This is a genomic window from Bradyrhizobium nitroreducens (assembly GCF_002776695.1).
Classification (GTDB): Bacteria; Pseudomonadota; Alphaproteobacteria; order Rhizobiales; family Xanthobacteraceae; genus Bradyrhizobium; species Bradyrhizobium nitroreducens.
The window spans coordinates 3,841,185-3,863,731 of sequence record NZ_LFJC01000003.1 but is presented as its reverse complement, the minus strand read 5'-3'; the positions used below and the strand labels follow the sequence as shown (position 1 = coordinate 3,863,731).

The window sequence follows — 22,547 nt, the reverse complement described above, 5'->3', positions numbered from 1 at the left end:
TCTCCAACCGCACCTGCATCTGGTGAGGTGCCCCGCTGGCGCGCTGCACCGCCTCGCGCGCCAACTCCAGGTGCACCACGCCGGGCAAGACAAGCTGGCCCCGCACCTGGTGATCCGACAGGAAGTACTCCTTCCCGCTGAACATCGAGCTGAACCGCTGCTCGCTCAGGTCCGACGTGTTCCGGTGCACCAACGGATGCAGATAGGCGGTATTCCTGGCATTTGTCGCGGACCAGAACTCTCGAAGTATCTTCGTGGCATCGTTCCGGGACAGCCGCTTCTGCTCTACCTCGGAGAAGATGTACTTCAGAAACTCTGTCATCTCAGTCGCCCTTGTCTCGTAAATTCGGACGCGAGTCAGACCCGACTACGCCCCGGAAAACTCCGACCGCCATGAAATGCTCGCTCAATAGCTGGAGAAGCTGGCGAAGCCTGCCCTTCGATCCAGTTGCGCTCGGCGCTCTGTGTCGACCCTTCCCGAACCCATCACGGCCCAGTCGCCACAGTCGCGCGGATGAATCGCAGCATTGTTCGCCACAGCTCGTTCGAGAGTCTCGGAACCGCGATCCCCATCACACACACATTTCCTTGGTCGCCATCACCAACAGGATGATGGCTCAACCTCAGGTTATTCTACAAAGGAATCGTTCCTGCACACGAAGTTTTTTTTGCTCGAAAATCTTTCTGCAGAAGGCCAGATGAAAAGCTATCGCGCACTTCGTTCTCACCGGCATCTCGATGGAGAACGCCGTTCTTGCGGCCGTTCCCTACGCTGAAAAATCAACGTCTTCGTCGCAACAAAACGCGATCCATCGAGCGCATCCGCGGTGACTCGGACGGCGCAGAGGACATCAGGCGACCACATACAATTTCGTCAATGAATTCTAGCGAACCCTGACAAGGCAACGGACCGCGTCCGGCAGTCAGAGTGCTGTCCAGCCAACACTCTGCGTCAAATGGCATGCGGCGCAAAGGACTCCACCATCTCAACGCCTCGAGCATGCACACTGCTTGGTCGTTTGCGGAACATATCGGCCTTTACCCCAATCTCGTATGTGCGCCCTCAACGCACGGTGCTTGGCAGCACGATGAGCTCCGCGCACGCCGGCTCCACAACACTCCGAAATCAAATCGTCAGACCAAGCCGAGACTCCTGCAGACAATCTACATCGTCCACAATCCGCTCAGTACGTTTAACCTCGCAAAGGACGCCTGAAGCCACTTGCGTGCGACAACTGTTCGGTCGCGCGCCCTCTTTCTAAACCGGCTCCCAGCTTCGTCTCCCTTACCGCAGTCTCTACCGTTATGTCTCCATCCTCCAGCTGCTTCAGCAGGCGATCAAACATCGCCGACTCCTCAACATGTTTCGACTTTGCTCCGCCGAAGCTCGGCTCCACAGATCTCTTTCCAGCTTCAAGCCAATAGCGTTCCTTCAGGAAGGGGTAAGTCGGCAGACTCACACGTCGCGGCTTAACCTTGCCATAAAGCCGACTCCAGTCGATCACGAGCCCCCTAACCCAGGCCTCTGCGAGCTTCGAAAGCTCCCTTCCGGTCAACCAAGCCTCTATCGCACTCTCTTGCCCGTCCCCTGGTAATGCGGATTTCGGCTCCCGGGTACGTTTAACGTTCCCACGGAAGCATTGCGCGATAACCTTCTGTCCGCTCAAAAATTGCTCGAGCTTATCAAGCAAATCCCCAACGCTAGCGGCTGTGAACGCAATTCTCGCATCCATGGCTTCACGCCCAACTTGAAGTGTGTACGCCATATTCACGAGACTTAGGTTGGCATTGGACTTAGTGAACTGCAGCAGTTGCTTCGCCTGTGCCGTTAGCCGTTCGTCATTCTTTCCAGACAGCAAAATAACTACCGGACAATTGGCATCGTTCGGGATACGGCCTCGCGCCGAATTGTCTACGTGCTCCTTGACGATGACGTGCGCGTTTGCGCCCCCAGCGCCGAAGGAGGAAATTCCGGCAATGCGAGGATACTGCTTCGTAGCGCCATCGATCGAAACGACCGGACGCTCCCAAATTGCCGTCTCTTGTTGAACCAAGAAGGGAGTTTCATGAAAATCGATATTTGGATTAGGAGACGCGCTATTCAGGCTCCTGACCAATTTGCCATGCTTCATCTGCAACAGAACCTTGGTCAGGCCGGCGACCCCTGCAGCGCTTTCAGTATGCCCGATATTGCTCTTGACTGATCCGAGCGCGCAATACCGCTTGTCCTCAGTGTGCTCCGAGAAGGCGCGAGACAGCCCAGCAACCTCGATCGGATCTCCCAGCGATGTACCGGTACCGTGGGCCTCAACGTAGCTGATCGTTCTGGCATGAACTCCAGACCGCCTGAGAGCTTGCGAGATCAGTTCCCTCTGGGCCCCAGGATTAGGAACGGTGTAGCCGTTTGTTCTTCCCCCGTGATTGATGGCACTTCCCAATATGACACCATAAATCTGATCACCAGCTTCAATCGCACTGGCGAGGGGCTTGAGCAAAACCGCTCCCACGGCTTCCGCGTCCACGAATCCATCAGCGTTGGCACCAAATGCTCGGCACTCATTGCCACTACTGAGCATACTCAGCTCGGATAGATTTATGTACTGATCCGGCTCGATGATCAGGTTCACCCCACCGACGAGCGCGCAGTCGCTCGCACCGCTGTATAAGCTATCGAGAGCCATGTGGATTGCCGTTAAGGAAGAGGAACAGGCTGTATCGATTGCTATGCTCGGGCCACCAAAGCCAAACACATACGAAACCCGATTAGCGACCGACCAATATGATGGGGCCGTTCCATAGTTGCTGTTCATCACACCAACGAATACCCCCACACGCCTGCTATCGCAGATCGATTCCGGCGTATAGCCAGCATCGCTGATGCACGCGTATGCCTCTTGCAGGAAAAGCCGCTCCTGAGGCGACATGCGCTCTGCCTCACGCGGGGATATTCCGAAGAACAGAGGATCAAACGCGTCGATATCCTCGATGAAGCCTCCCCATTTACTATACATCTTCCCTGGGGCGCACCTCGACTTCTCCGGATCGTAGTACGCTTGCCAGTCCCAGCGCGCATTGGGGATCTCGGTGATGCAGTTCATGCCCGCCGCAAGATTTTCCCAATAGGCGTCAATATTCGAGGCCTGTGGGTAGCGACCGCTCATTCCAATTACTGCGATCTGAGTACCACCAAGGTCCTTTGGCTTGCTTGTGGGAGACGGCAACCTCCGCCTCCCCTCCGTCTTGCCCCGCAACGGCACATCGACCTCGCCGCTGGCCCCTGTATCAGGGCCTCTCTCCGGACCGGCCAGCTCAGCGACTCTTGCAGCCTGAGTTTCGACAAGATGCGTCGCCAGCGCCCTTAGATTGGGGTACTCGAACAAAGTTGTGCTATTTATGCTCGAGAACTTGCGAGACAGCACATCAGTCACCCGCAAACCGAGAATCGAATCTATGCCAAACGCGACCCAAGGGTCAGTTGGGTTCAAGGTGCTCGGGGGTATTCTAAGTATTTGCGAGACCAGCGTCGTCAAATATGAAGCTGCCAGCTCGCTCGCATTCTGGCTTGATGGCGGCAGGTTCGCGGGAACCGTGACGGCACCTTCAGCGCCATCTCTTCGCAATTTCTCACCATCACCTTCCGACCCATCGTTCGCTTCAGAGACGCTCGTTCTGACAACTCCGTTGCTCGTCGCCACGATGACTTGCTGTCCGAGCCGATGAGCAGCCGTAGCCGGGAAAGTAATGGATTCAAAACCTTCATCTCGAAGCAGCGCTTCCCAATTCGATGGGGCGATGGCCGGCGACCCTTCGACACGCAACTCCGTGTCGGAGTGCAGCCACCATCCCTCGAGCAATCCGAAGGTCAGATGCGCAAACAGGCTTCCGGAAGAAAGCTCGTTGATCAACAAAACGCCATGCCCCTTCATCAACGCCTTGGCATTGCGAAGGGCCTGACGAATGCTGCGAGTGGCGTGAAGAACGTTAGTCGCAATGACCGCATCGAACTCACCTAGCGCGAATCCTTGCTCGACGGGCGAATGCTCGATATTCAGCAGGCGCGCCTTCATGTACGGCGCTTCGGCCCCGAATCGCTCCTGGGCATCCAAGAGAAACACCTTCGAAACGTCAGTATAGCAGTATTCGTCAACGTGATTCACGAATGGCGACAGTCGCTTGAAAACGAGCGAACTCGTGCCTCCTGTTCCAGCGCCGATTTCGACAATCTTCAGTCTTGTGTTCGGATCTGCGGCAATTCGACTACGAACAAATTGCTCGAGGCGCTCGACCAACACTTCATTGAAATGGTCCGCGACATGGTTCTCTCGATAGATGTTCTCCACCAGATCCATTGAACCCTGCGGGAACATTGACTGCGTGGCAGATTGCTTCCCGTTCAGAATGCTCGGCAATGCTGTGAGCGTCGCGTCGAGAAGACATATTTGAGCTCGACGATGATCGTGCTGGGCGTCCGCCTTCAATTCAGCCCACGCCCTCAGGAGGGCAGGCCGATCAGGAATGGCTGTCCCTAGCCACCCGCCATCGTGTTGCCGGGCGAGCCCTTGGGAACCCAGAATACGCAGCCCCTGGTCTAACCATCGAGTAAAATACTCAGGAAGACCTGCGGCTCGTTGCGCGGGCCAAAGAGGTACATCTACGCGCAGCCAATTCAATTCATGCAGTTGGCTGCACAGAAGAGCGCCCAGCAAGAGCTCGAGTTCGTCGGCTTGTCGAAAGCCGGCTTCGCTCAATGGAAGACCCAGTTTGCTGACGTCGGACGTCGGGGTCGTCGCTGGGGCGCTCGGCGCTACAGCAATCCTCTCCGTGGACAGCACCCCCAGAGTTTCCGCAAGACGCCTGTCGTTGATCTTGAGGAATGCCGCTTGCGCGACCGGTGCCGCCAAGAATCTTTCGAGAAATTGCATGGCTTCGCTGGGTTCGATCGAATCCATGCCGAATTTGGCCAAGCGCTGCCTATACTGCTCGTTTGCCACCACGCCGACGCTGCCCCAGTAACCCCAGTTCACCAACTTGACGGGGACGCCTCCTGATTTCCGAAGCTCGTGTGAAAAGGAATCGATGAACGTGCACCCAGCCGCATAGTTGCTCTGACCAGGCGCCTTGGCCGTACTTTGCAGAGAGGAGAATACCAGGAAGAAGTCCAATCTCTCGTTCTTGAATACGTGCGCCATACTGACAGCAACATCGACCTTCGCCGACAGTGCCGCCTCGAAATCATTCGCGTCCAGGCGCTCGATCGAACCGTCATTTAGAACGAGTGCCGAGTGAACGACTCCATGAATGGATCCATACCGCTCGCGAATCTGATCTCGGGCGACTTCAAGCATCGCAACGTCAGCGGCGTCGGCGCAGATGTAAAGCGGAGCTTCGCCAAATTGGCCGAGGCGCACTTGTTTTGCGGCGATCCACGCATTTGCAGGGCGGCGGCCGACCCAAGCCACTCGGGCCTGATAGTTCTGAATCAGGTACTCACTTAGCGCCTCGCCTATTCCGCCGGCTCCTCCCACGATCACGTAGACGCCGTTCTTACGGAAGACCGATTCATCGAGCCTCGGCAACGCTGCTGGCAACAGCCGTGGCTGATGCCATTGCTTTTGTCGATAAGCGTAGGCATTGCCCAGATGCTGCGGGGGAAGTCGGAGGATATCCTCCAACTGCCAGTCCGTTGTCGGCATGTCGGCCAATCGAACCTTCCAGCTGACATGCTCTTTGGCAAGGGATCCTATCAACCCATGCAGACTCGCGTGCGCGGGCGATGGTACGTCGTCGGCCGAAACCAGCACTGCATTTTGGGTGATGATGGTCCAGCCAAGAGGTCGATGACCATAACCTTGCTGAAGGAGAGTTTTGATCAGGGACAGCCCGAACAGAACGCTGTGACGTTGGGCGCCGACTAGCTCTGAATTTTCCAATCGCCGGCCGCCTGGTGATTGCGGGATCCAAACCACATGGTCGAGATCGCCAGGAAGTACGTCGATAGCGGCTGTGCCATCCGCACTCAGCTTTAGTGCGGTGGTCCGGGCATAGCGCTGACGAAGCGACCTTTGTTGTTCCGCACTGCCGCCCACGACTAATACGTGCGCCGAATTTGCTGGCCAAGGTTCTACAGGAAGAGGATTCTCGACCTCCCACGTGGGAATCAGCGTGATCGGACTGGTCGCTGGTAGTGAGCCCTTGTTGGACGACTCGACTGTGGCGGATTCGTCCACCAAACGAGCGCTGAAACCATCTAGTCGAGCGCATGCGCGCCCATTCTCATCGGTAATCACCAGATCGACTTTGCGTAATCCGGCGCGACTGTCGCTGCCAAGGCTGTAGCTGAGTACTGCCCATCCTTGGGCCGGCAACGATCCCAGCAGTTGAACGCGTTCTACCGCAAATGGAAGGGCAAGAGCCTTTGCCGACCCTGCGTCGGACATAAGTGCCACGCAGGCTTGTAACGCCGAGTCCGCAATGCTTGGGTGGAGCGAGTATTGTGCATGCGTGCCAACTACGCACTCGGGAAGCACCCATTGCGCTAGTACGAAACGGTCCCCATCTGCACGCTGCCCAATTTGTACTTGCCGTAAACCTTGAAGCGCGGCGCCATATTGCAGCCCAAGGTTCCTGAAGTCTTGGTAGTAATCGTTGGCTGGGATCAGGCGTATGCATTCGCGCTGCAGTTCGGATAGATCCAGCGTCTCTTCCAGCGATTCTGCTGATAGCGTAGCGCGGCCTTGACCATAGGTGACCGTTCCGTCAGCGCCTTCGGTGTAGAGCTTGTAGACGAGATCTCCCTCTTCCTGTGGCTCCAACCGGATGTGCAGCGGGGATGCGATCTCCTGGATCGCGATGGGGCGTGAGAAAACAACATCATTGAGAGTAATGTTGAGGGCTTCGTCTTCCGGTAGGTCCCAGCCCTTCGCTACAGCTACGCGAGCCATCTCCAGTTGTGCGACGGCCGGAAGCAATCGCCTGCCTTTCACGACATGGTCTTTCAGGAAGAACTCCTCGCCGGTGAACACGGTCGTAAAGCGGCTCTGTTCCAGGCTTGAGGTATTGCGATGAACGAGTGGGTGGACGTGTTGATCGGCTTCCTGCATCGGGATGGTTGGGCGCGGTCGGGGCGCTGATACCCAGTAGCTTTCCTTGGCGAAGGGATAGGTGGGCAGGCTCAGCCGCGCCGGCCGCGCGGCTCCGTACAGCCTGGTCCAGTCGAACATCAGACCCTTGACCCACAGGTCCGCCAGCTTGGCGTGCTTGCCCTTGGCAAGCCACGTCTGGATCGCTCCCTGCAGGTCCTCGTCCGCCGCAAACACCGCCAGCGCGTCCTTGTTGCGCCGGACCTCGCCGCGGTACACGTCGTCCTGGTGCTGCGCGCCCTGCAGATAACCTTGCAGCTTGCCCTGCAGCTCCGCCACCGTGCCGGCAATCACCGCAAGGCGGAACTCCATCGCATCGCGGCCCACCTGCAGCGTGTACGCCATCGCCGCCAGGTCCGCGGCCGTCAGCTCCCGCTGCCCCATCCACGCCAGCAGCTGCTCCACCTGCGCCTTCAGCCGCTCCTCGTTCCGCGCCGACAGCACCACAACCGCCGGGCTCTCCGGCAGCGCACGCACCGGCTCCGACGCCGGTCCAGGCGCCACATACTCCTCCAGCACCACATGCGCGTTCACGCCGCCAAAGCCGAACGAGCTCACTCCCGCCCGGCGCGGCAACGCATCGCCATGCGTCCGGTCGGACGGATGCCAGGACTCATTGTCCCGAATAGCTCTGAAGGGAGTGTTCTGAAGATCAATAAGCGGATTAATGCAATCGAGATGCAGTGTCTTGGGAAGAACGCGATGGCGAAAGGCCAGCATGACCTTGATGAAACCGGCGATACCCGCAGCCGACTCGGTGTGGCCGATATTCGATTTCACCGACCCCAGCCCGCATTGTCCGGATTTTCCGTCCGGAGCCAGCGCTTGAAATGCTTCCGCGAGGGCCCGGACCTCGATGGGATCGCCGAGCGAGGTTCCCGTTCCATGCATCTCGACGTACGTAACCGATCCCGGATCAAATCCAGCATCCTCATATGTCGAAACAAGCAATCGCTTCTGCGCAGCGCCGTTCGGTGCCCGCAGGGAATTCGAGCGGCCGTCATGATTAACTCCGACGGCGCGAATCAGCCCATGAATGGAATCACCTGCAGCGACCGCTGCGCTCAGCGGCTTGAGAATGACTCCGCCGATACCCTCGGATCGAACAAAGCCGTCCGCTTGCGCGTCCAATGTCCGGCATCGCCCTGTCTTGGACAGCATTCCCGCCTGGGCGCTCGACAGCAAGACTCTGGGTGTAAGAATCAAATTGATGCCAAGTACGATCGCCGAACTGCATTCCCCCCTCCGCAGAGACTCCACAGCGCGATGTACGGCAACGAGAGAACTCGAGCAGGCAGTATTAACAATCTCACTTGGCCCGGTCAGATTGAACCATCTGGAAGCCCGGTTCGGAATCATCGTCAGATGCGATCCGGAATCGATATACGCACCGGACTGCGCCATGAGATCTTGCCGCGCAGCAAGCATTTCGGAGTAGTCGGACGTATGGGCGCCAATAAACAGACCGATACGCTTCCCGCTCCAGAATAAAGGGTTCACTCCCGAAACTTCCGCCAGCTTCCACACAAACTCCAATACTTTGCGCTGCTGCGGATCCATGCATTCGGCCTCCCGCGGCGAGACGCCGAAGAAGGTCGCATCGAAAGCGTCCACATCGCTCAGCAAGCCCGCCCATCGCGGCAACTCGCTCTCGTCTAGACCGGGATAGGAGCACATTGCCTTCCAAAGATCCGGGCGCTCCTTCTCAATCGACGCAATTGCATCACCGCCGCTCTTCAAAAACTCCCAGAACGGCTCAACTCCTTCGCCGGCACCCGGCATGTCACAATGCATCCCGGTGACAGCAATAAGCTCCGCGTTTGCAGGAGCAGAAGCTGCACTTCCCCCGCCTCCAAGCCGGACGCTCGCAGCGGGATATGAATCCGCCCTCGCCTCACCATCTTCCAGGTGCTCAGCGATCTCTCGCAGGGTACGCAACTCGAACAGCAATGTCGGATCGAACTGAACTCCAAATACCAGCTCCAGCTCCCCCGCAAGCCGCGTGCATTGCAGGGAATCCAAGCCGATTGAGGTCAGGTCGCTGTCTGCGTCCAATATCCGCGCACGTTCGCCCAGAACCGGAACAAACACTCGTTCACGCAACGAGGTGACGGTGCCCCCGCTACGCGCTGCGCCGCGCTCCGCGGACGACTTCAACGCCTCATCGTCGCTTCGCCAGAGAACCGCGAGCGTCTTTGACATATATGCTTCTTTGAGCGGCTGACGCTTGAGCTTGGAAGACGGCGCGCCGAATACGGCCTCCCTTTCCACGACGACAATTTCACCTAATGCCAATCCGTGCTGCGCGGCCACCGCGGTGCGGACAAGCGTCGCGAGCGCCAGATAGTCGCCGCCGGGTAAGGTCTTCTCGAGGCCCAAAAGCGAGATGACCTGTTCCACGCCGTCCCGTTCGACGCCGAACACCGCCGGGATCAGATGGATTGCGCCAACCGCAGCGGCAATGGTTGACTCGATATCCGCAGGAAAATGATTCTTCCCGCGCACGATGATGACTTCCTTCCGTCTCCCCGCAATGTAGAGATTCCCTTCAACCAAGAACCCAAGATCCCCGGTCCGAAAGAAACCAGCCTCGTCAGAATTCGCAACCGAGCACCCGAACACATCCGATGCCTCTGGGTCGGAAAACAGATAGCCGCTCGTCACGGCTTGCGACCTCAGCCAGACTTCGCCGATTTGGCCATCGCCGCACGGCACGCCGCCGTCGCAGTCGACGATCCGTACCTCGCACCCGTCAGTGACCGGGCCGCAGTTCGAGACCACAACAGGCGTTTCGCCGGACTGTACGAAGGACGCTCGGGAGTTCTTGAACGGCTCGGCGTCGAGCGAGACGAACCCCCCGTTGCGAGCGCTCCCCGTGGTCACTGACCCGCATTCAGATAGACCGTAGTGCGAGCATAGTGTTTCCGGGCGCGCCCCGACCGCTGCGAATTTCTTGAAGAACCGATCGGCACTGGTCTTCCGTACAGGTTCTCCACCACATACGAAGTGCGTAACGCTCGCCATGGCGTCTTGCGGGACCTCGCCAGGCACTACGACATCACAGCAAAAATCAAATGCAAAATTCGGTGCCGCAACGTGCGTTGCACGATGCCTTGCCATCACCTCAAACCAAACCACAGGACGTTTTGAAAACTCCTGCGTTCGAACAATACTACAGCTGGCGCCCGCGAAGAACGGAACCAGCAGGCCGAAGTGCAGCCCGAAATTGTGGGTCGGCGACAACCAAGTCACGACTCTGCTGCCTTGGACTATTTCCCACTGAGCTCGCCCCGCACAGACCTGCTGCCATAGGTTCGCGTAAGTGAGCGGAATGCCTTTCGGCCGCCCTGTCGAACCGGACGTGAACAAAATGAGCGCGGGGTCGTCGTTTTCTGCCGGCCTCACTTCCACGGGGCCGGGCGGCTCCTCGAGAAGCTCGTCGACCGTCATCAGCAAGCAGGCATCAATATCGTCACTTTCGCCGAGCCGAACATGAGTATCGCGATCGGCAATAACGAAGCACGTACGCCCCCCTTCGGTTACCTGCCGATGCAGCGCGCGAGCACGATCGAGGTCGGGAGATGCGACTGACCATCCCGGCAGGGTTAGCGGTATAGCCACGACGTTGGCGCTGAAGCACGCAAGTAGTGTCGAGGTGAATTCAATTCCGTGCGGCATCACGATCAAGACAAGGGTGTGTCGAACCAGGCGCTTCTGCAGCGCGACGGAGATTCGCCCGGCCTGAGTTGCCAGCTCGGCGATGCTGAGCGATTTCGATGGCTCCAAATGGCTGCGCCCGGCAAACTCGAAGATGCCGCCCTCACGCTCATTCGGATCGATGGCGTTGATCAGCGACTGCTGCAACAAATGCATGGTGTTTCCTTTTGAGCAGGCAGGGTCTCGCCTCTGCCAGTGTCCTGTTACTGCGTGGTTACGCAGCGGATCTTGCGCTGGGCGCATCTGGATCCACGCTCGCGCAACCGACGCACACCTCCGAGACCACTACGTAGCCGCCCCACATCAAATCCGGTTCGGGCCGGGCGCCACGGGTCCCGATCGCCTCCGTCAACCGGCCCCGGGCCCGTTTCCGCAGCGACGCAGCCATCATCGTTTGGACAATTCCAAGCGCATGCCGGCGGCGGGGCGAAGAGTAAAGTTGTAAGTCGGGTTATCGGCCGCCTTGTCGGTCGCAACCGAGTGAAACCGATATCGCTGCAGCACCATCGCCGAGACCAGAGACATCTGCGTCAGCGCGAAGGTATTCCCGATACAAACCCGTGGGCCTGCACCGAACGGCAGGAATGCGCCTCTCGGTCGCTGACTGCTATTCTCCTCGGTAAAGCGATCCGGATCGAACGTCTCTGGATCCGGAAACCAGCGCGCATCCCGATGCACGACCCAGGGCGACAACATCACTGCGGCGCCCTTCGGAATCTGCCATGGCCCGATTGAAATGGGCTGCATCGCCCGACGCGAAATCAAGATCGCAAAAGGAGGATACAGCCGCATCGTTTCCTGCAGCGTCCGGTTCAGATACTCCAGCTTTGGAATATCTTCGTAGGCAGGCGGTCTCCCGCCCAAAACGTCGTCCACCTCCGCGGCCGCGCGCTGCGCACACTCCGGATTTGATGTCATGGCAAATCCCCACCACGTGAGTGCAGATGCCGTCGTGTCATGACCGCCCAGGAACATCGTCATACACTGATCCCGGATCTCCTCATCGCCCAGACCGCCGTCAGCCCCGTCATCGTCGCGCAACGCCATGAGCGCGCCCAGAAAGTCCTCCCTTGGCGCAGCTCCCTTCGAAAGCTCCGCCCGCCGATGCTGAATTTGCGTCCAGACCAAATCGTTCAGGACGCGCCGGCCCCGCCGCTCTTCGGCTTTATGTGGCATCCATTCAGGCAGACTGAGGACGGAAAACATCCGCTTGATGTCGACTTCCGAGAGGTAGCGGATCGCTCGCTCCACCTTCTCGGCATCCTCGCCGGCCGGCCTGCTGAACTCCATCTGCATGATCACGTCCATCGTGAGCATCGTCATGACATGCTCGAAATCGATGACTTCCCGCTGATCGGAGATCAGGACCTGAAGATGCCGGCTGGCGGCCGCGACCATGAGCCGAGCATAGTTTCCCATCCGTGCGGGCGAGAACAGCGGTTGCAGCATTCGCCTCCGGCTCTTCCACAGATCGCCCTCGGTCGTGAGAAGGCTCTTGCCCTGCATTCGAACGATCACATCGATAATGCGTTCGACTCGGGTGAAGTCGCGCGCGTGATCGACCAGAACTTCTCGCATCAGCGTCGGATGAAATATCCCGTACAGATGTTCGCCGGCGATGCGCATATGCGTAACATCGCCATAATCCGCCTGGAGACGTTGAATGAAATCTACTGGATTGCGCGCCCACTCGTTCTTCAGCGGAATCCCGAATAGACGAGAAGGCGGACCGGGAGGATACGCAATGTCGGGCTGAAGTACGTCAGCAGCACTCATTTGTTTCACTTCCTGTAGCTCGTGCGTTCAAGCGCATTATGGATAGAAAACGCTCTGAGCGATACAGCGCTCATCATCGTCTTCTGCGCGACCTTCATTCACTCAAATCCACGGTCGCTACACACGAATACTGCGTCGTCAACTACGTTGATGATTTGACGCATGCGATGAGAAAACACCATTCGCGCGTTGGGATCGTTGCATTTCCCGTATCGATTAGCCCCAACCTCTCGCTGTCCTCTTCCGCACAACGGGATCGCAAGGACAGCGTTCGCGCACCAGCTTGCGACAACGTTCGCAATCGCGGGCGATCGCCGCCTCCCGAAGAGCGAGCATGCAGAGTGATCGTCGAACTTGATGTCGCGTCTGGTGTTACCCGCAACTGGCGCGGACCTGCGTCCGCGCTCGAATTCCAACCTGGGATATCCGAGCGCGCGCCCTCGCTGACAACTGATCCAAGTCTCTAATCGACGCGGACCGCGCTTTCGCTGGCCACCGGCAGTCCGAAGCGCATCCCGGCCCGGAACGTCTCGGTAATGAGCATGCAGGCACCATGCGGCATTTCAAGGAGGTAGCTGCGGACCGCAGAGGGATCGGGCGCGCCGGAACGTTGCCACAAGCGTCGCTGCACGGAGGATAGAGCGGGGACCGGCTTCTTGCGGGTCCATCTGCGATCAAAGATATGACCGATAGGTGAAATTCCCGCTTCCAGATATCCGCGCAGTTCCGGATCGACCGCATCCAACGCAATGTAGGAGAGGTTGTCCATCATCACCTCGTGGCGAAAGGACATACAAACCTGCCTTTCGATGAACTCCACGCCTGACAGATGATCCCTGACCTCGGGCGGTACATTGCTGGTTACGACCTGATGCACCACGTCCAGGTGTATTGGCCCCTGAGCAATTGTCTCACATAGCAAGGTCGCCGATCCGTCCTGCGCGATCAGGACCTTCAGCCAGGCCTCGGCCCACGCCGCGGTCGCACTCCCAGGACTTAAACCTTCTACGTAGCGTCGGCGCGAAACGGGATGGGACGTCATCGAGTGTTTTCTCGGGGCTATCGCCGAACGTTGACGGCGGGAAATTCGAAGGCGGCATCTTGCAGAGATGCGCTGCTTCTCGACAGAAGGAGCAACATGCCATGTCAGAGGATAGTGCTATCGAGCAGCTTCAGCCACAATTCTTATACGGTCCGCTCACTGCAGTTTTGCAAAGCGCCGAGCACGTACTTTCTTCGAGCTTGTTGCTCGGCGATCGGACCCATCAGTGAGATCTAAACGCACGCTCACCAGTTGGCGGTTGGCGCAAGTCAACGGGCGATACCGATCCTCACCTTGGTAGGGAAGGGCGCTCGGCGTGACAGCCCGACATCGCACACGCGCAAGGCCCGCCGGTCGAATTCACGCAACCGCCGGAACCGCAATCTGTCTCTTGTCGCGAACCTCTGCATATCGGCGGAGCGCGCTGTCCATTAATTCGCCCGTCTCTTCCAGAATGACAAACGCAATCTGGTCGACATGCCGGTTGCGCCAATTCTCAAGTGCCGTGCCTTTGACGCGTTGATTGAACGCGCCCAGCGCGGGGCCGCATTGGATCTGGAAATCCACTTTGTTGCGAACGACACCGGTCATCGCGAGTCGGGTCGATCGCGCAAAGTACCATTTGAAGATAAGCGCCATCTTGTGCTTCGCCGATTGCTTCGCACGATCCAGTTCGGTCGGGCTTTTCCGGCTGAGATAGAGCTTGGTTTCCTCCCAGACCTGATCGAGACTGAGCGCGAAGTATTTCTCCTCAATTTGCCTGCGCGTGGCCGGATCGATTTCGTCGATCGAATTGTGGCGCCGGTAGAGCTCGTACAGCTTGTTCGCCCTTGCCGGGAAGAACACGCCCTTCTTCACTACCTGGACCTTCGCGCCGATCTCAAACATATCTCCCGCAGGCGCATAGTCCGTGTCATTAACATCGACCTCCTGCAGCATGTCCTTGACCGCGTCGCTCGTTCCAGCCTCGACGGTGCACTGATTGATCGAGCCGGTGACGATGAAATCTGCGCCAAGCATGAAGGCCGCCAAAGCAGCATGCGCCGTCCCAATGCCGCCAGCCGCACCCAGATGGACGGGGTAGTGATATCTTCGGTGCGCGACGACCTCGTCACGCACTTGCGCGATGGCGGGAAAAAGTGCGAATGCGACGCCCTGATCCGTGTGCCCCCCGGAATCGGCTTCAACACATATGTCGTCGGCCGTCGGAACTTGTCCCGCGATATCGGCTTGCTCAGCGGTGATCTGGCCGTTGGCCAGGAGAGATTGGACAATCCGTTGCGACGGAGGCTGGAGGAACGCTCGCGCAACCTCGGTGTTCGATACTTTGGCAATAATTCGATGGCGCCGAACGATCGTCCCGTCGGCCGCTTTCGACAGCCCGCTGAGCTTGTATCGAACGAGAGCCGGTGTGATCTGCATGTAAGCAGACGCCTCGACGAACCGCACTCGGTGTCGCAGGAGAATATCGACAACTGCGTCCTCCAGCGCCGGGCTCTCCGGACTGTGGAGCAGATTGCATCCATAACTGTACGCCTCCCTCAACTCAGCCTTGATGTACTGAATGTCACTTTCGATCTCTTCGAGCGGCATTCCGCCGGTTCCCAGGAAGCCCATGAAGCCGGCTCTTCCCATTCGAACGACCAATTCTTTCGAAGAAATTCCCTTGTACATCGAGCCGGCGATATAGGCGAACTTGATCCCGTATTCATCCCTGAACGACCTCGCACCGAGGTCAGTCGGATCGATGCCGAATATACGATCGGCCGGCCGGCGCGGGGGCACCACGTCATGCAGCACAACAGGAGAGGGCCTCAATTCCGCGGCGGTTTGCGGCTTGGCCGCACTGGCCTGCGGCGACCGATTGTCCGTCAGTGTTTCGGACTGAGTCGGCGGTAACACGCCAACGTGGCGCGCAACGTCGTCAGCCGTCTTCGTCGACTTGGCCGCGTCGGAGCTCGACAGCGACAACTCGACTCTGCTCACATCTTCGAGAACAATCGGGGCAGCCTCCTGGCGAATCTGGGTAACAAGCTTCGTCAGTATTTGTCCCGGCCCGACTTCTTGAAAGTCCCGCACCCCTCTGGCGATCATGTATCGCACGCAATCATTCCACTGCACCGGGCTGGTGATTTGCCGAACCAGTTGCATTCCGACGTCGCCCGTAGCGTAGGGGCGGGCCGTGACATTGGAGATCACAGGAGTTTTCGGGTCCTGAAAAGTGAAACGACCGACAAACTCCTGAAATTCGTCAGCTGCGGATTGCATCAATGGCGAATGAAACGCACCGCCGACATTGAGCCGGACGTATCGCGCGCCGGCTTGCGCCTCTATCAACTTTTGAACGCGAGAGATCTCGGATTCCGCGCCGGATATCACCACTTGGGAGGGCGAATTAATGTTCGCAGGATGAATCCCGGAGAAGCCCGCCTTCTTGCAAAGGTCGCTCAGCAACGCGCAGTCCAACCCGAGAACAGCAGCCATCGCGCCGCGGGGGGCGCGGCTCATGAGCTCGCCCCGCTTCTGCACCAGTCTCAGCCCGGACTCGAAGTCGAACACTCCGCTCGAGAGCAACGCATTGTACTCGCCAAGGCTATGCCCGGCCAGAAACTCTGGCTCCGCTCCGCCCGCGCCTTGCGCTGCCAGAAAGGCGAACGCGTTAACCACGTACAGGGCAGGCTGGGTGTACTGGGTTTGCGCCAAACGTTGCCCGGGATCGCGAAGGCAAAGCTCCTCGATTGAATATCCAAGTATCCGGTCCGCAGTCCGCACAAGCGCAGAAAATCGGCCGAACAGATCCCGCCCCATACCCTTGAATTGGGCTCCTTGGCCAGGAAACAGAACTGCACGCATCAAGACACCAATCAATTTGTGATCGCGCTCTAGTACCAGTAATCCCGCGCGCTCTGTGAACTTTCTGCAATCCATCAATTGATCGCTGTTAGCCGACATCAGGAAAGGTTCGGCTTACGATAACGCCCTGCTTTCAAAGCAATTTCCGACACTTCGGTTTTACCGCACGTGGCGTTGCGCGAGAGAACGACCGCTTTGCCGCCCACATCGATCGAGATCGCAGTCTGTTTCGTACGAAGAAGACGATCGTCACCCGTCGCAATCCGCGGGAACTTCTAGCGATCAGATGAGCGCGAGTTCCGCTCGCTCTGCGAACCAGGTGAGGGAACGACGGGACGGTTACTCGCGGTCGCCAAACCGACAGTCGGCCCCTCGTTCAGGATATGCTAGCTATTCGCCAGCGAGACCAAGATCTCCGTCATCTCACTTCCGCAAAAATACACGACGGAGGCCGAGCAACCACCGTGCCGTTTCTCGAGATACGGCTCAGGCACACTGATTGCGCCATTTACAAACCGCCTCAAGAATTCAAGATTGTCGTCTCGATGCTCGTACACCAGCTCGAGTCTCGACAGGAGACGCTGCTTCTGCGAGCCACTGCCCAAGAACTGACTTAACACGCCAACAGAGTCGCTGAACGTGGCGGAATCATCGCGCGGCACGAATAGTCGCCACAGCGCGCCATCCTGTAGAGCAGAAGAAAGGAATTCTTGAGAGTCATGCTCAGTACCAAAATGCTGCATTCTCTCGCCCTTTCCAGCTTCAGCGTCGGCAGTCAGCTTCTACGCATTCGGAACCACTAGATGTTTGACCGCAAGTATCGAGAGACGCGCGGTCCACGCAAACCTGACAACGATTGCCGCTTGGGAAATCGCCACCCCGCTCCGATCGCGCATCGAGCGACTTTGAAACATTCGGCACAATCAAATCAGGGCCACGCAAGCTTGAATACCACAGAATGCTCGCTCAAGGTTTTGCGCCAACTTTGGGTCGGAGAGGACGATGTCGCTAGTCACAATGTCTCGGACCCGCGCGAAATCGACTGCGGATAATCCCTGCGCCAAGATAGCAACGAGCTGGGCAACGGCGCTTCCAGACCCACCATCGGGCGCGATAGCCTGCCATTCCATATCGCCACGCGCGGATTGTTGCGCCGACACCTCTAGCTCGCGCCCTTTCCCCAGCTCGCCTGATCGAAAGGCTTTTAGCTCTTCTCGCACGACTGACGGCGCAATGTGCTCGCCAGCTTCTGCCCGACTTAGGATATCGCTCACAAAGGCTTCGGGAACGCCCGTGGTGGAAAGCAGATAGAGAACTGACGGCGACAAATGCGCAACCGTTGCGCCTTTGTCGGATGCCCATCCAGCTACTCGCATGTAGGCCTGCGCGGTACGCGCAGGAATGCCAACCTCGCACTCTACCCAACCGAGGAACGCGCCATGCGATAGATGACGCTTCGCTTCAAGGAGCGCCTTGCCGATTTGGATAAGGGACGTCGTACATTGTCGTCGGATTCGGTCAGCTTGGCCTCTGAGGAATTTGGCTACCGATATTGGGACGGAGTCATAGTCGAACCGCAAGCTACGCATGTCATCATCACGCTGATCGTCCAGTCGCACGTCCTTCCGCATTTTGCACGCGCACCCCGTTGCCCACACAAAAACGTGACTAACATGGTTTTCCGCTCTGATCAACGTTGGGTTGCTTCGCACAAAGCGTGTATTTGATGGGCCTTGCGACTAAGGAAGACGGTTGTTGTCAAGTGCAAACGTAAGCGCAGAAGTTATCGCCTTCTTGGCGACCAACACGATCGGGATCCCAGCAAACCCAAGAAACATACTGAAATATGAGCACCGATGTCCTCAACCTGAATCGCGTCGCGCGAAACAGAGCAGACGTCGCGCATGGCACTTCTCGTTCGGGAGATCGCTCGGCAGACCAAGTACCGACCTGAGTTCGTTGCTCCGGTCTCGCGAGGAAGACTTTCTTGGATGATTGTGTTCTACGACAGATTGATGACCTTGCCGTCCAGGTGCCCGTAGCGCGTAAAGTCGATCATGTTCGAATCTCCTCTCCACGCTCCGGCCAGGCTCTATTAACCGATGTCGCTGTGGCAAATCATTTCCTTGACGTCGATGTCGCTATCGCGCGGCGGCAGCATCTATTGCTACGGGAGCTAACGACAAACGGCGTAGAGCTCGGGCTGCTCGAAGCCGCTCGTCGATTGATGCGCGAGAGGTATCCTCGAAGCTCATTAAGGCGGTAACCGTTCGCCGACGTGCTCGCGCTGCTCGCGCAGGCGCTTCGCGTTCGGCCTCCAGGAGTTTGGTCGATCAGCATCTGCCTTGACTCGACAGTCAGCGGGACGCTGGTTGCCGAAACGGCGCTGAGCTTTGGTGCTGCTTAAATACACGCAGCTTCCGGGCTCCCTTCGCGTTGTCGGCGAATGAGCGACACGTGGACAGCGGTCTGAAGGGGCCGACGTCGAATCATCATCGGACCCCATCGGCAAAAGCAATTGCTCGTCCCATGACGGTCGGACGCAATACGCTCTCGAAAGCGGAGACCGTCACTATCGCCGCTGTCGAGGCTAGGATTCCCGCTCTTGTCGAAGCCCGGGAGATCGTAGCCGAATTCCACGTGATGATCCGGCGCAGAGCTGTTGCCATGGATCGAGCGCACTCGCGCAAGTCTCGTGCCTGCGATGGGACTATTACCGTCGAAAGAGATTGGGGTTATCGCGAGACATTCCGGTTAGCGTTGGAGAGTCTCGCCGCGGCTAAGCCGGAAGCGCCCCAGTCACCGCGCCCAATAAATGCAAGGGATCCCGGGACGGGAAGCTATGCGGACGCCCGATGAGGAATAGGAATCACGTTAGAAGCGCTCACGACATATCGGCCCCAAGCGTCCAACAACTGTCTCCGCTTCTTCAACGCGTTGCCACGCCGATAGGCTTGTTCCGTTTCGTCGCCCACCTTGTGGGCCAATGCCATTTCCGCAATTTCGCGCTCGAACCGCGTTTCGTCACCGGCCCAATCGCGGAAGCTGGACCGGCATCCATGGGTGGTCATCGCGGGATAGATGGCCTTTAGCGCGTGGAGCACGGCATTCATGCCAAGTGGTTTCGTATGATCTTTTGACCATTGTCCAGCGAAGACGTAGGCATCGCGCGCCAAATCCCTCGGAATGACAGCTTTCAGGATCTCAATAGCGCGGTCGCAGAGTGGCACTTCGAAATCTTGGCCTTCTGGATGGTCTTCTGTCTTCATCCGTTCCGCCGGGATGGTCCAAAGCCGCTCTGCGAAGTTCACCTCGCGCACGCGCATCAGGCGGGCTTCGCCGGTCCGCACCGCCGTCAGGATGATGTATTCAGCGGCGAGGTTGACCGTAGTATCGGCCGCTTCGTGCTTGGCTTGCAGCGCCTGTACGATTCGGGGGACGTCCTTGTAGGGCGCGGCTTTGTGATGGCGCTTTGATCGTTTCGACTTCGGCAAGAGCGGCTTCAAGGTCTTCCACATCGCGGGGTTCTTCCCGGAGCGAAGCCCCCTCGCTTCTGCGGCATCAAGCACGCGCTCAATCCGGCTGCGCGTTTCCCGTGCCGTGCGGTTGATCGTCATCCAGATGGGCGACAAGATCTCCAACACGTCGTTCACCGTGATGTTGGCGAGCTCCATGCCGCGGATAGGCTTGCACCGCACCTTCAGGTCTCGGGTCCAGTCAGCGAGGGTATTCTTGCCTTTGAAGCCGGCCCTGATCGATACCAGAAAGTCGTCCGCGAATTCTCCGAACTTCGTGGCTGCCAATATTTCGGCGCGCCGCTCCGCCGTTAGGTCCTTGCCTTCGGCGAGCCTCTTGCGCGCGTCCGCAGCCTTCAGTCGGGCGTCCGCGAGCGAGATGCCGTCCTTGCCTTTGCCCTTTGCGGGACCCAGTCCCATCTCTCTGCGCTTGCTGGTGCCGCGCACCCGGTACAGGAATATCCATTGGCGCCGCGCATGCGCCCCCGTCTCAATCGCAAGGTAAAGCCCACCCCCGTCACTGTGCCGCCCGGGCTCAATGATGGTTTCCGCTTCCCGGGCCGAGAGCTTGTGCAACTGTCGTTTGGCCATGTCCGCCCCACCTGTCCGCCCCACCATTGAACACGGATTGCAGCGAATTGCGGCGAACGCCCGTGAATAACGGCGGATTTTCGATATAGCGATTATAGAAGAAATTACAATGTATTAGAAGCCATCAGCGGACAATTGAGGGCATGTGCGCAATTCCGCCACTGACGCGGTGATGCCAGTCGCGCCTTACTTTTGTCTGGGCCTCACTTCTTCCCGGCCAGCCAGTCCCGCCCTTCGCCATAGAGCTTCTCGACCTCGGGCCCGATCAGGCCCGGCATATCGCGCTTGACCTTGTAGCCGATCAGCTCCTGCATGTAGGCGAGATGACGATAGCCCTCGGGCAGCGCGGCGAGCGCTTTCTGGTCGAGCTGAAGCTTGGCTGCGGGATCGACCGGATCGATCCGGTCCTTCTCGTAGATCGGCTGGCGGCGGACGATGCCCCATTTTCCGATTCCTGATTGGTCCTGCCGCTTCTCCAGGAAGTCGTAGAAGCGTCCGGTGCAGACGACGTCGCAGAGCACGTCGTGCACGAGGGCGCGCTGCGAGATCGTCATCTTGGTCTGGGCGATGGCCCGCTTCTCCGCGAGATCGATGCTGGTGCCGCCGAGGAAATGCAGGATGCGTACACCTTTGGCAAACCCCTCCTGGCTGACGCGCATGAAATCCCGCGCCGGCCCCTGAAACCAGGTCGCGGACATCCAGCCTTCCTCGTGCCAGACCGTGGCAAAGCGCTCCCAGTCACCGGCATCGCGCCAGACCGCCCAGTTCTCGACGAGGTCGCGGATGGCAAGGCGGTCGAGCAGTTGCTGGTCCATGGTGCGTTTCTCCCGGAGGCGTGGGGCTGCGATGAATGTCATCGGCCCGAAATATCAACGGGGCAATGAGGTTGGCGTCAAGCGGGGGATGATGCTGCACGGCCCCGCGAATTGCCCACATCGAAGCAACCGCGACGCGAGCACCGAGCCTTGCAATCAACCAGACCGGGACTAGTATGCGCGTTGATGCAGATGAAACTTCTCTTGTTGGCCGCGCTTCTCGCATTGTTGGCTGCTTTCCCTTGCCACGCGCAGACAGATGCGCAGAGCGAAAGTGCCCAAGCTTGGAAGGCGAAACTGTCAGCACACATCGCCAAGAGCAGGCTGTTCCCGGCCCAGGCACTGGCGCAAACCGGTGAGGCCAGGGTTGGCTTCGTCATCGATCGGTACGGCAAATTGGTCTCGCGGGCACTGGCTGCGAGCACTGGCTCGCGACTGCTCGACGATGCCGCGCTGGACATCGTCGCCCGCGCCCAGCCCTTTCCACAGCCGCCTTCGGAGCTGAAGGAAGAGACATTCTCTTTCGTGGTCCCGATTGTCTTCAGCGGCCGACAATTTCGGGTGCCGACCGACGGGCTGGTGCTGAGCATGCCGGCTTCCGGCTCCACGGCGTCCGACGCGATGGCCGCCTGGCGCAAGGTGGTCTCCGAGCACGTCTGGCGCAACAGGGTATTTCCCTCAAATGCGATAGGTCAAAGGGCCGATGCCGGCGTCACATTCGTGGTCGACCGTTCGGGCAAGTTGATTTCAAACGCCCTGGTGGAAAGCACGGGCTTCGCGCCGCTGGACGCGGCGGCGCTAGCCATGGTCGAGCGGTCCGCGCCCTTCCCGAAGCCACCCGCTGAGGCGAAGGACGATCTACAGAGGGTAACCATCCTCATGGCTTTCGACGGAATTCTGCCCAAGCCAGCTCCGCCGTCACCGGAACGAGAAAAATTTCTCCAATCCTGGGTCGAGGAGCAGGCCAAGCTCAGTCCAAAGTCCCCGGGGCCAGATGATGCCAAACTGAACTCCATGATGCGTAGCATCTGCCGCGGCTGCTGAGGCGGAGCATCGCTCGGCAACAAAAAGCGGCGCGCCTTACGACGCGCCGTCTTGC

At 58.6% G+C, this 22,547-nt stretch carries 10 protein-coding genes; 1 reads left to right on the top strand and 9 read right to left on the bottom strand.

All coding sequences use genetic code 11. From position 1 onward, the window contains the following. The 9 genes from TSA1_RS40275 to TSA1_RS18640 form a co-directional block, all read right to left on the bottom strand. A partial coding sequence (locus TSA1_RS40275) for a hotdog family protein (RefSeq protein WP_210421898.1) occupies positions 1-322 on the bottom strand: 322 nt, incomplete at its 3' end. A gap of 871 nt (positions 323-1,193) precedes the next feature. Further along, a complete protein-coding gene (locus tag TSA1_RS18675; protein ID WP_161497244.1) occupies positions 1,194-11,012 on the bottom strand; it encodes an SDR family NAD(P)-dependent oxidoreductase in 9,819 nt (3,272 codons plus the stop codon). Between the two features lie 231 nt (positions 11,013-11,243). Then, positions 11,244-12,632 (bottom strand): cytochrome P450, encoded by a 1,389-nt coding sequence (locus tag TSA1_RS18670; RefSeq protein WP_100177633.1) that lies wholly within the window; start codon positions 12,630-12,632, stop codon positions 11,244-11,246. Between the two features lie 463 nt (positions 12,633-13,095). Then, positions 13,096-13,674 (bottom strand): hypothetical protein, encoded by a 579-nt coding sequence (locus TSA1_RS18665; protein WP_100177632.1) that lies wholly within the window; start codon positions 13,672-13,674, stop codon positions 13,096-13,098. A 360-nt stretch (positions 13,675-14,034) separates the two neighbouring features. Beyond that, a complete protein-coding gene (gene fabD, locus TSA1_RS18660; protein WP_210421897.1) occupies positions 14,035-16,626 on the bottom strand; it encodes an ACP S-malonyltransferase in 2,592 nt (863 codons plus the stop codon). Between the two features lie 287 nt (positions 16,627-16,913). Then, positions 16,914-17,270: a hypothetical protein gene (locus tag TSA1_RS18655; RefSeq protein WP_145984332.1), complete on the bottom strand. Its 357-nt coding sequence runs from the start codon at positions 17,268-17,270 to the stop codon at positions 16,914-16,916. Positions 17,271-17,450: 180 nt separating this feature from the next. Continuing rightward, complete coding sequence (locus TSA1_RS18650; RefSeq protein ID WP_100177630.1) at positions 17,451-18,158, bottom strand: DUF3102 domain-containing protein; 708 nt, start codon at positions 18,156-18,158, stop codon at positions 17,451-17,453. A 1,209-nt stretch (positions 18,159-19,367) separates the two neighbouring features. Then, positions 19,368-20,633: a tyrosine-type recombinase/integrase gene (locus tag TSA1_RS18645; protein WP_161497243.1), complete on the bottom strand. Its 1,266-nt coding sequence runs from the start codon at positions 20,631-20,633 to the stop codon at positions 19,368-19,370. A 203-nt stretch (positions 20,634-20,836) separates the two neighbouring features. Continuing rightward, complete coding sequence (locus TSA1_RS18640; RefSeq protein ID WP_174718969.1) at positions 20,837-21,448, bottom strand: nuclear transport factor 2 family protein; 612 nt, start codon at positions 21,446-21,448, stop codon at positions 20,837-20,839. 186 nt (positions 21,449-21,634) lie between these two features. Between TSA1_RS18640 and TSA1_RS18635 the strand changes: the two genes are divergently transcribed. Beyond that, entirely contained in the window at positions 21,635-22,492 is an 858-nt protein-coding gene (locus tag TSA1_RS18635; RefSeq protein WP_100177627.1) for an energy transducer TonB family protein, read from the top strand. Positions 22,493-22,547: the final 55 nt, after the last annotated feature.

Bases quoted from the DNA above. Each gene is read 5' to 3' on its own strand.
- TSA1_RS18675 (WP_161497244.1), bottom strand. From the start codon at position 11,012: ATGCATTTGTTGCAGCAGTCGCTGATCAACGCCATCGATCCGAATGAG.
- TSA1_RS18670 (WP_100177633.1), bottom strand. From the start codon at position 12,632: ATGAGTGCTGCTGACGTACTTCAGCCCGACATTGCGTATCCTCCCGGT.
- TSA1_RS18665 (WP_100177632.1), bottom strand. From the start codon at position 13,674: ATGACGTCCCATCCCGTTTCGCGCCGACGCTACGTAGAAGGTTTAAGT.
- fabD (WP_210421897.1), bottom strand. From the start codon at position 16,626: ATGTCGGCTAACAGCGATCAATTGATGGATTGCAGAAAGTTCACAGAG.
- TSA1_RS18655 (WP_145984332.1), bottom strand. From the start codon at position 17,270: ATGCAGCATTTTGGTACTGAGCATGACTCTCAAGAATTCCTTTCTTCT.
- TSA1_RS18650 (WP_100177630.1), bottom strand. From the start codon at position 18,158: ATGCGGAAGGACGTGCGACTGGACGATCAGCGTGATGATGACATGCGT.
- TSA1_RS18645 (WP_161497243.1), bottom strand. From the start codon at position 20,633: ATGGCCAAACGACAGTTGCACAAGCTCTCGGCCCGGGAAGCGGAAACC.
- TSA1_RS18640 (WP_174718969.1), bottom strand. From the start codon at position 21,448: ATGGACCAGCAACTGCTCGACCGCCTTGCCATCCGCGACCTCGTCGAG.
- TSA1_RS18635 (WP_100177627.1), top strand. From the start codon at position 21,635: ATGCAGATGAAACTTCTCTTGTTGGCCGCGCTTCTCGCATTGTTGGCT.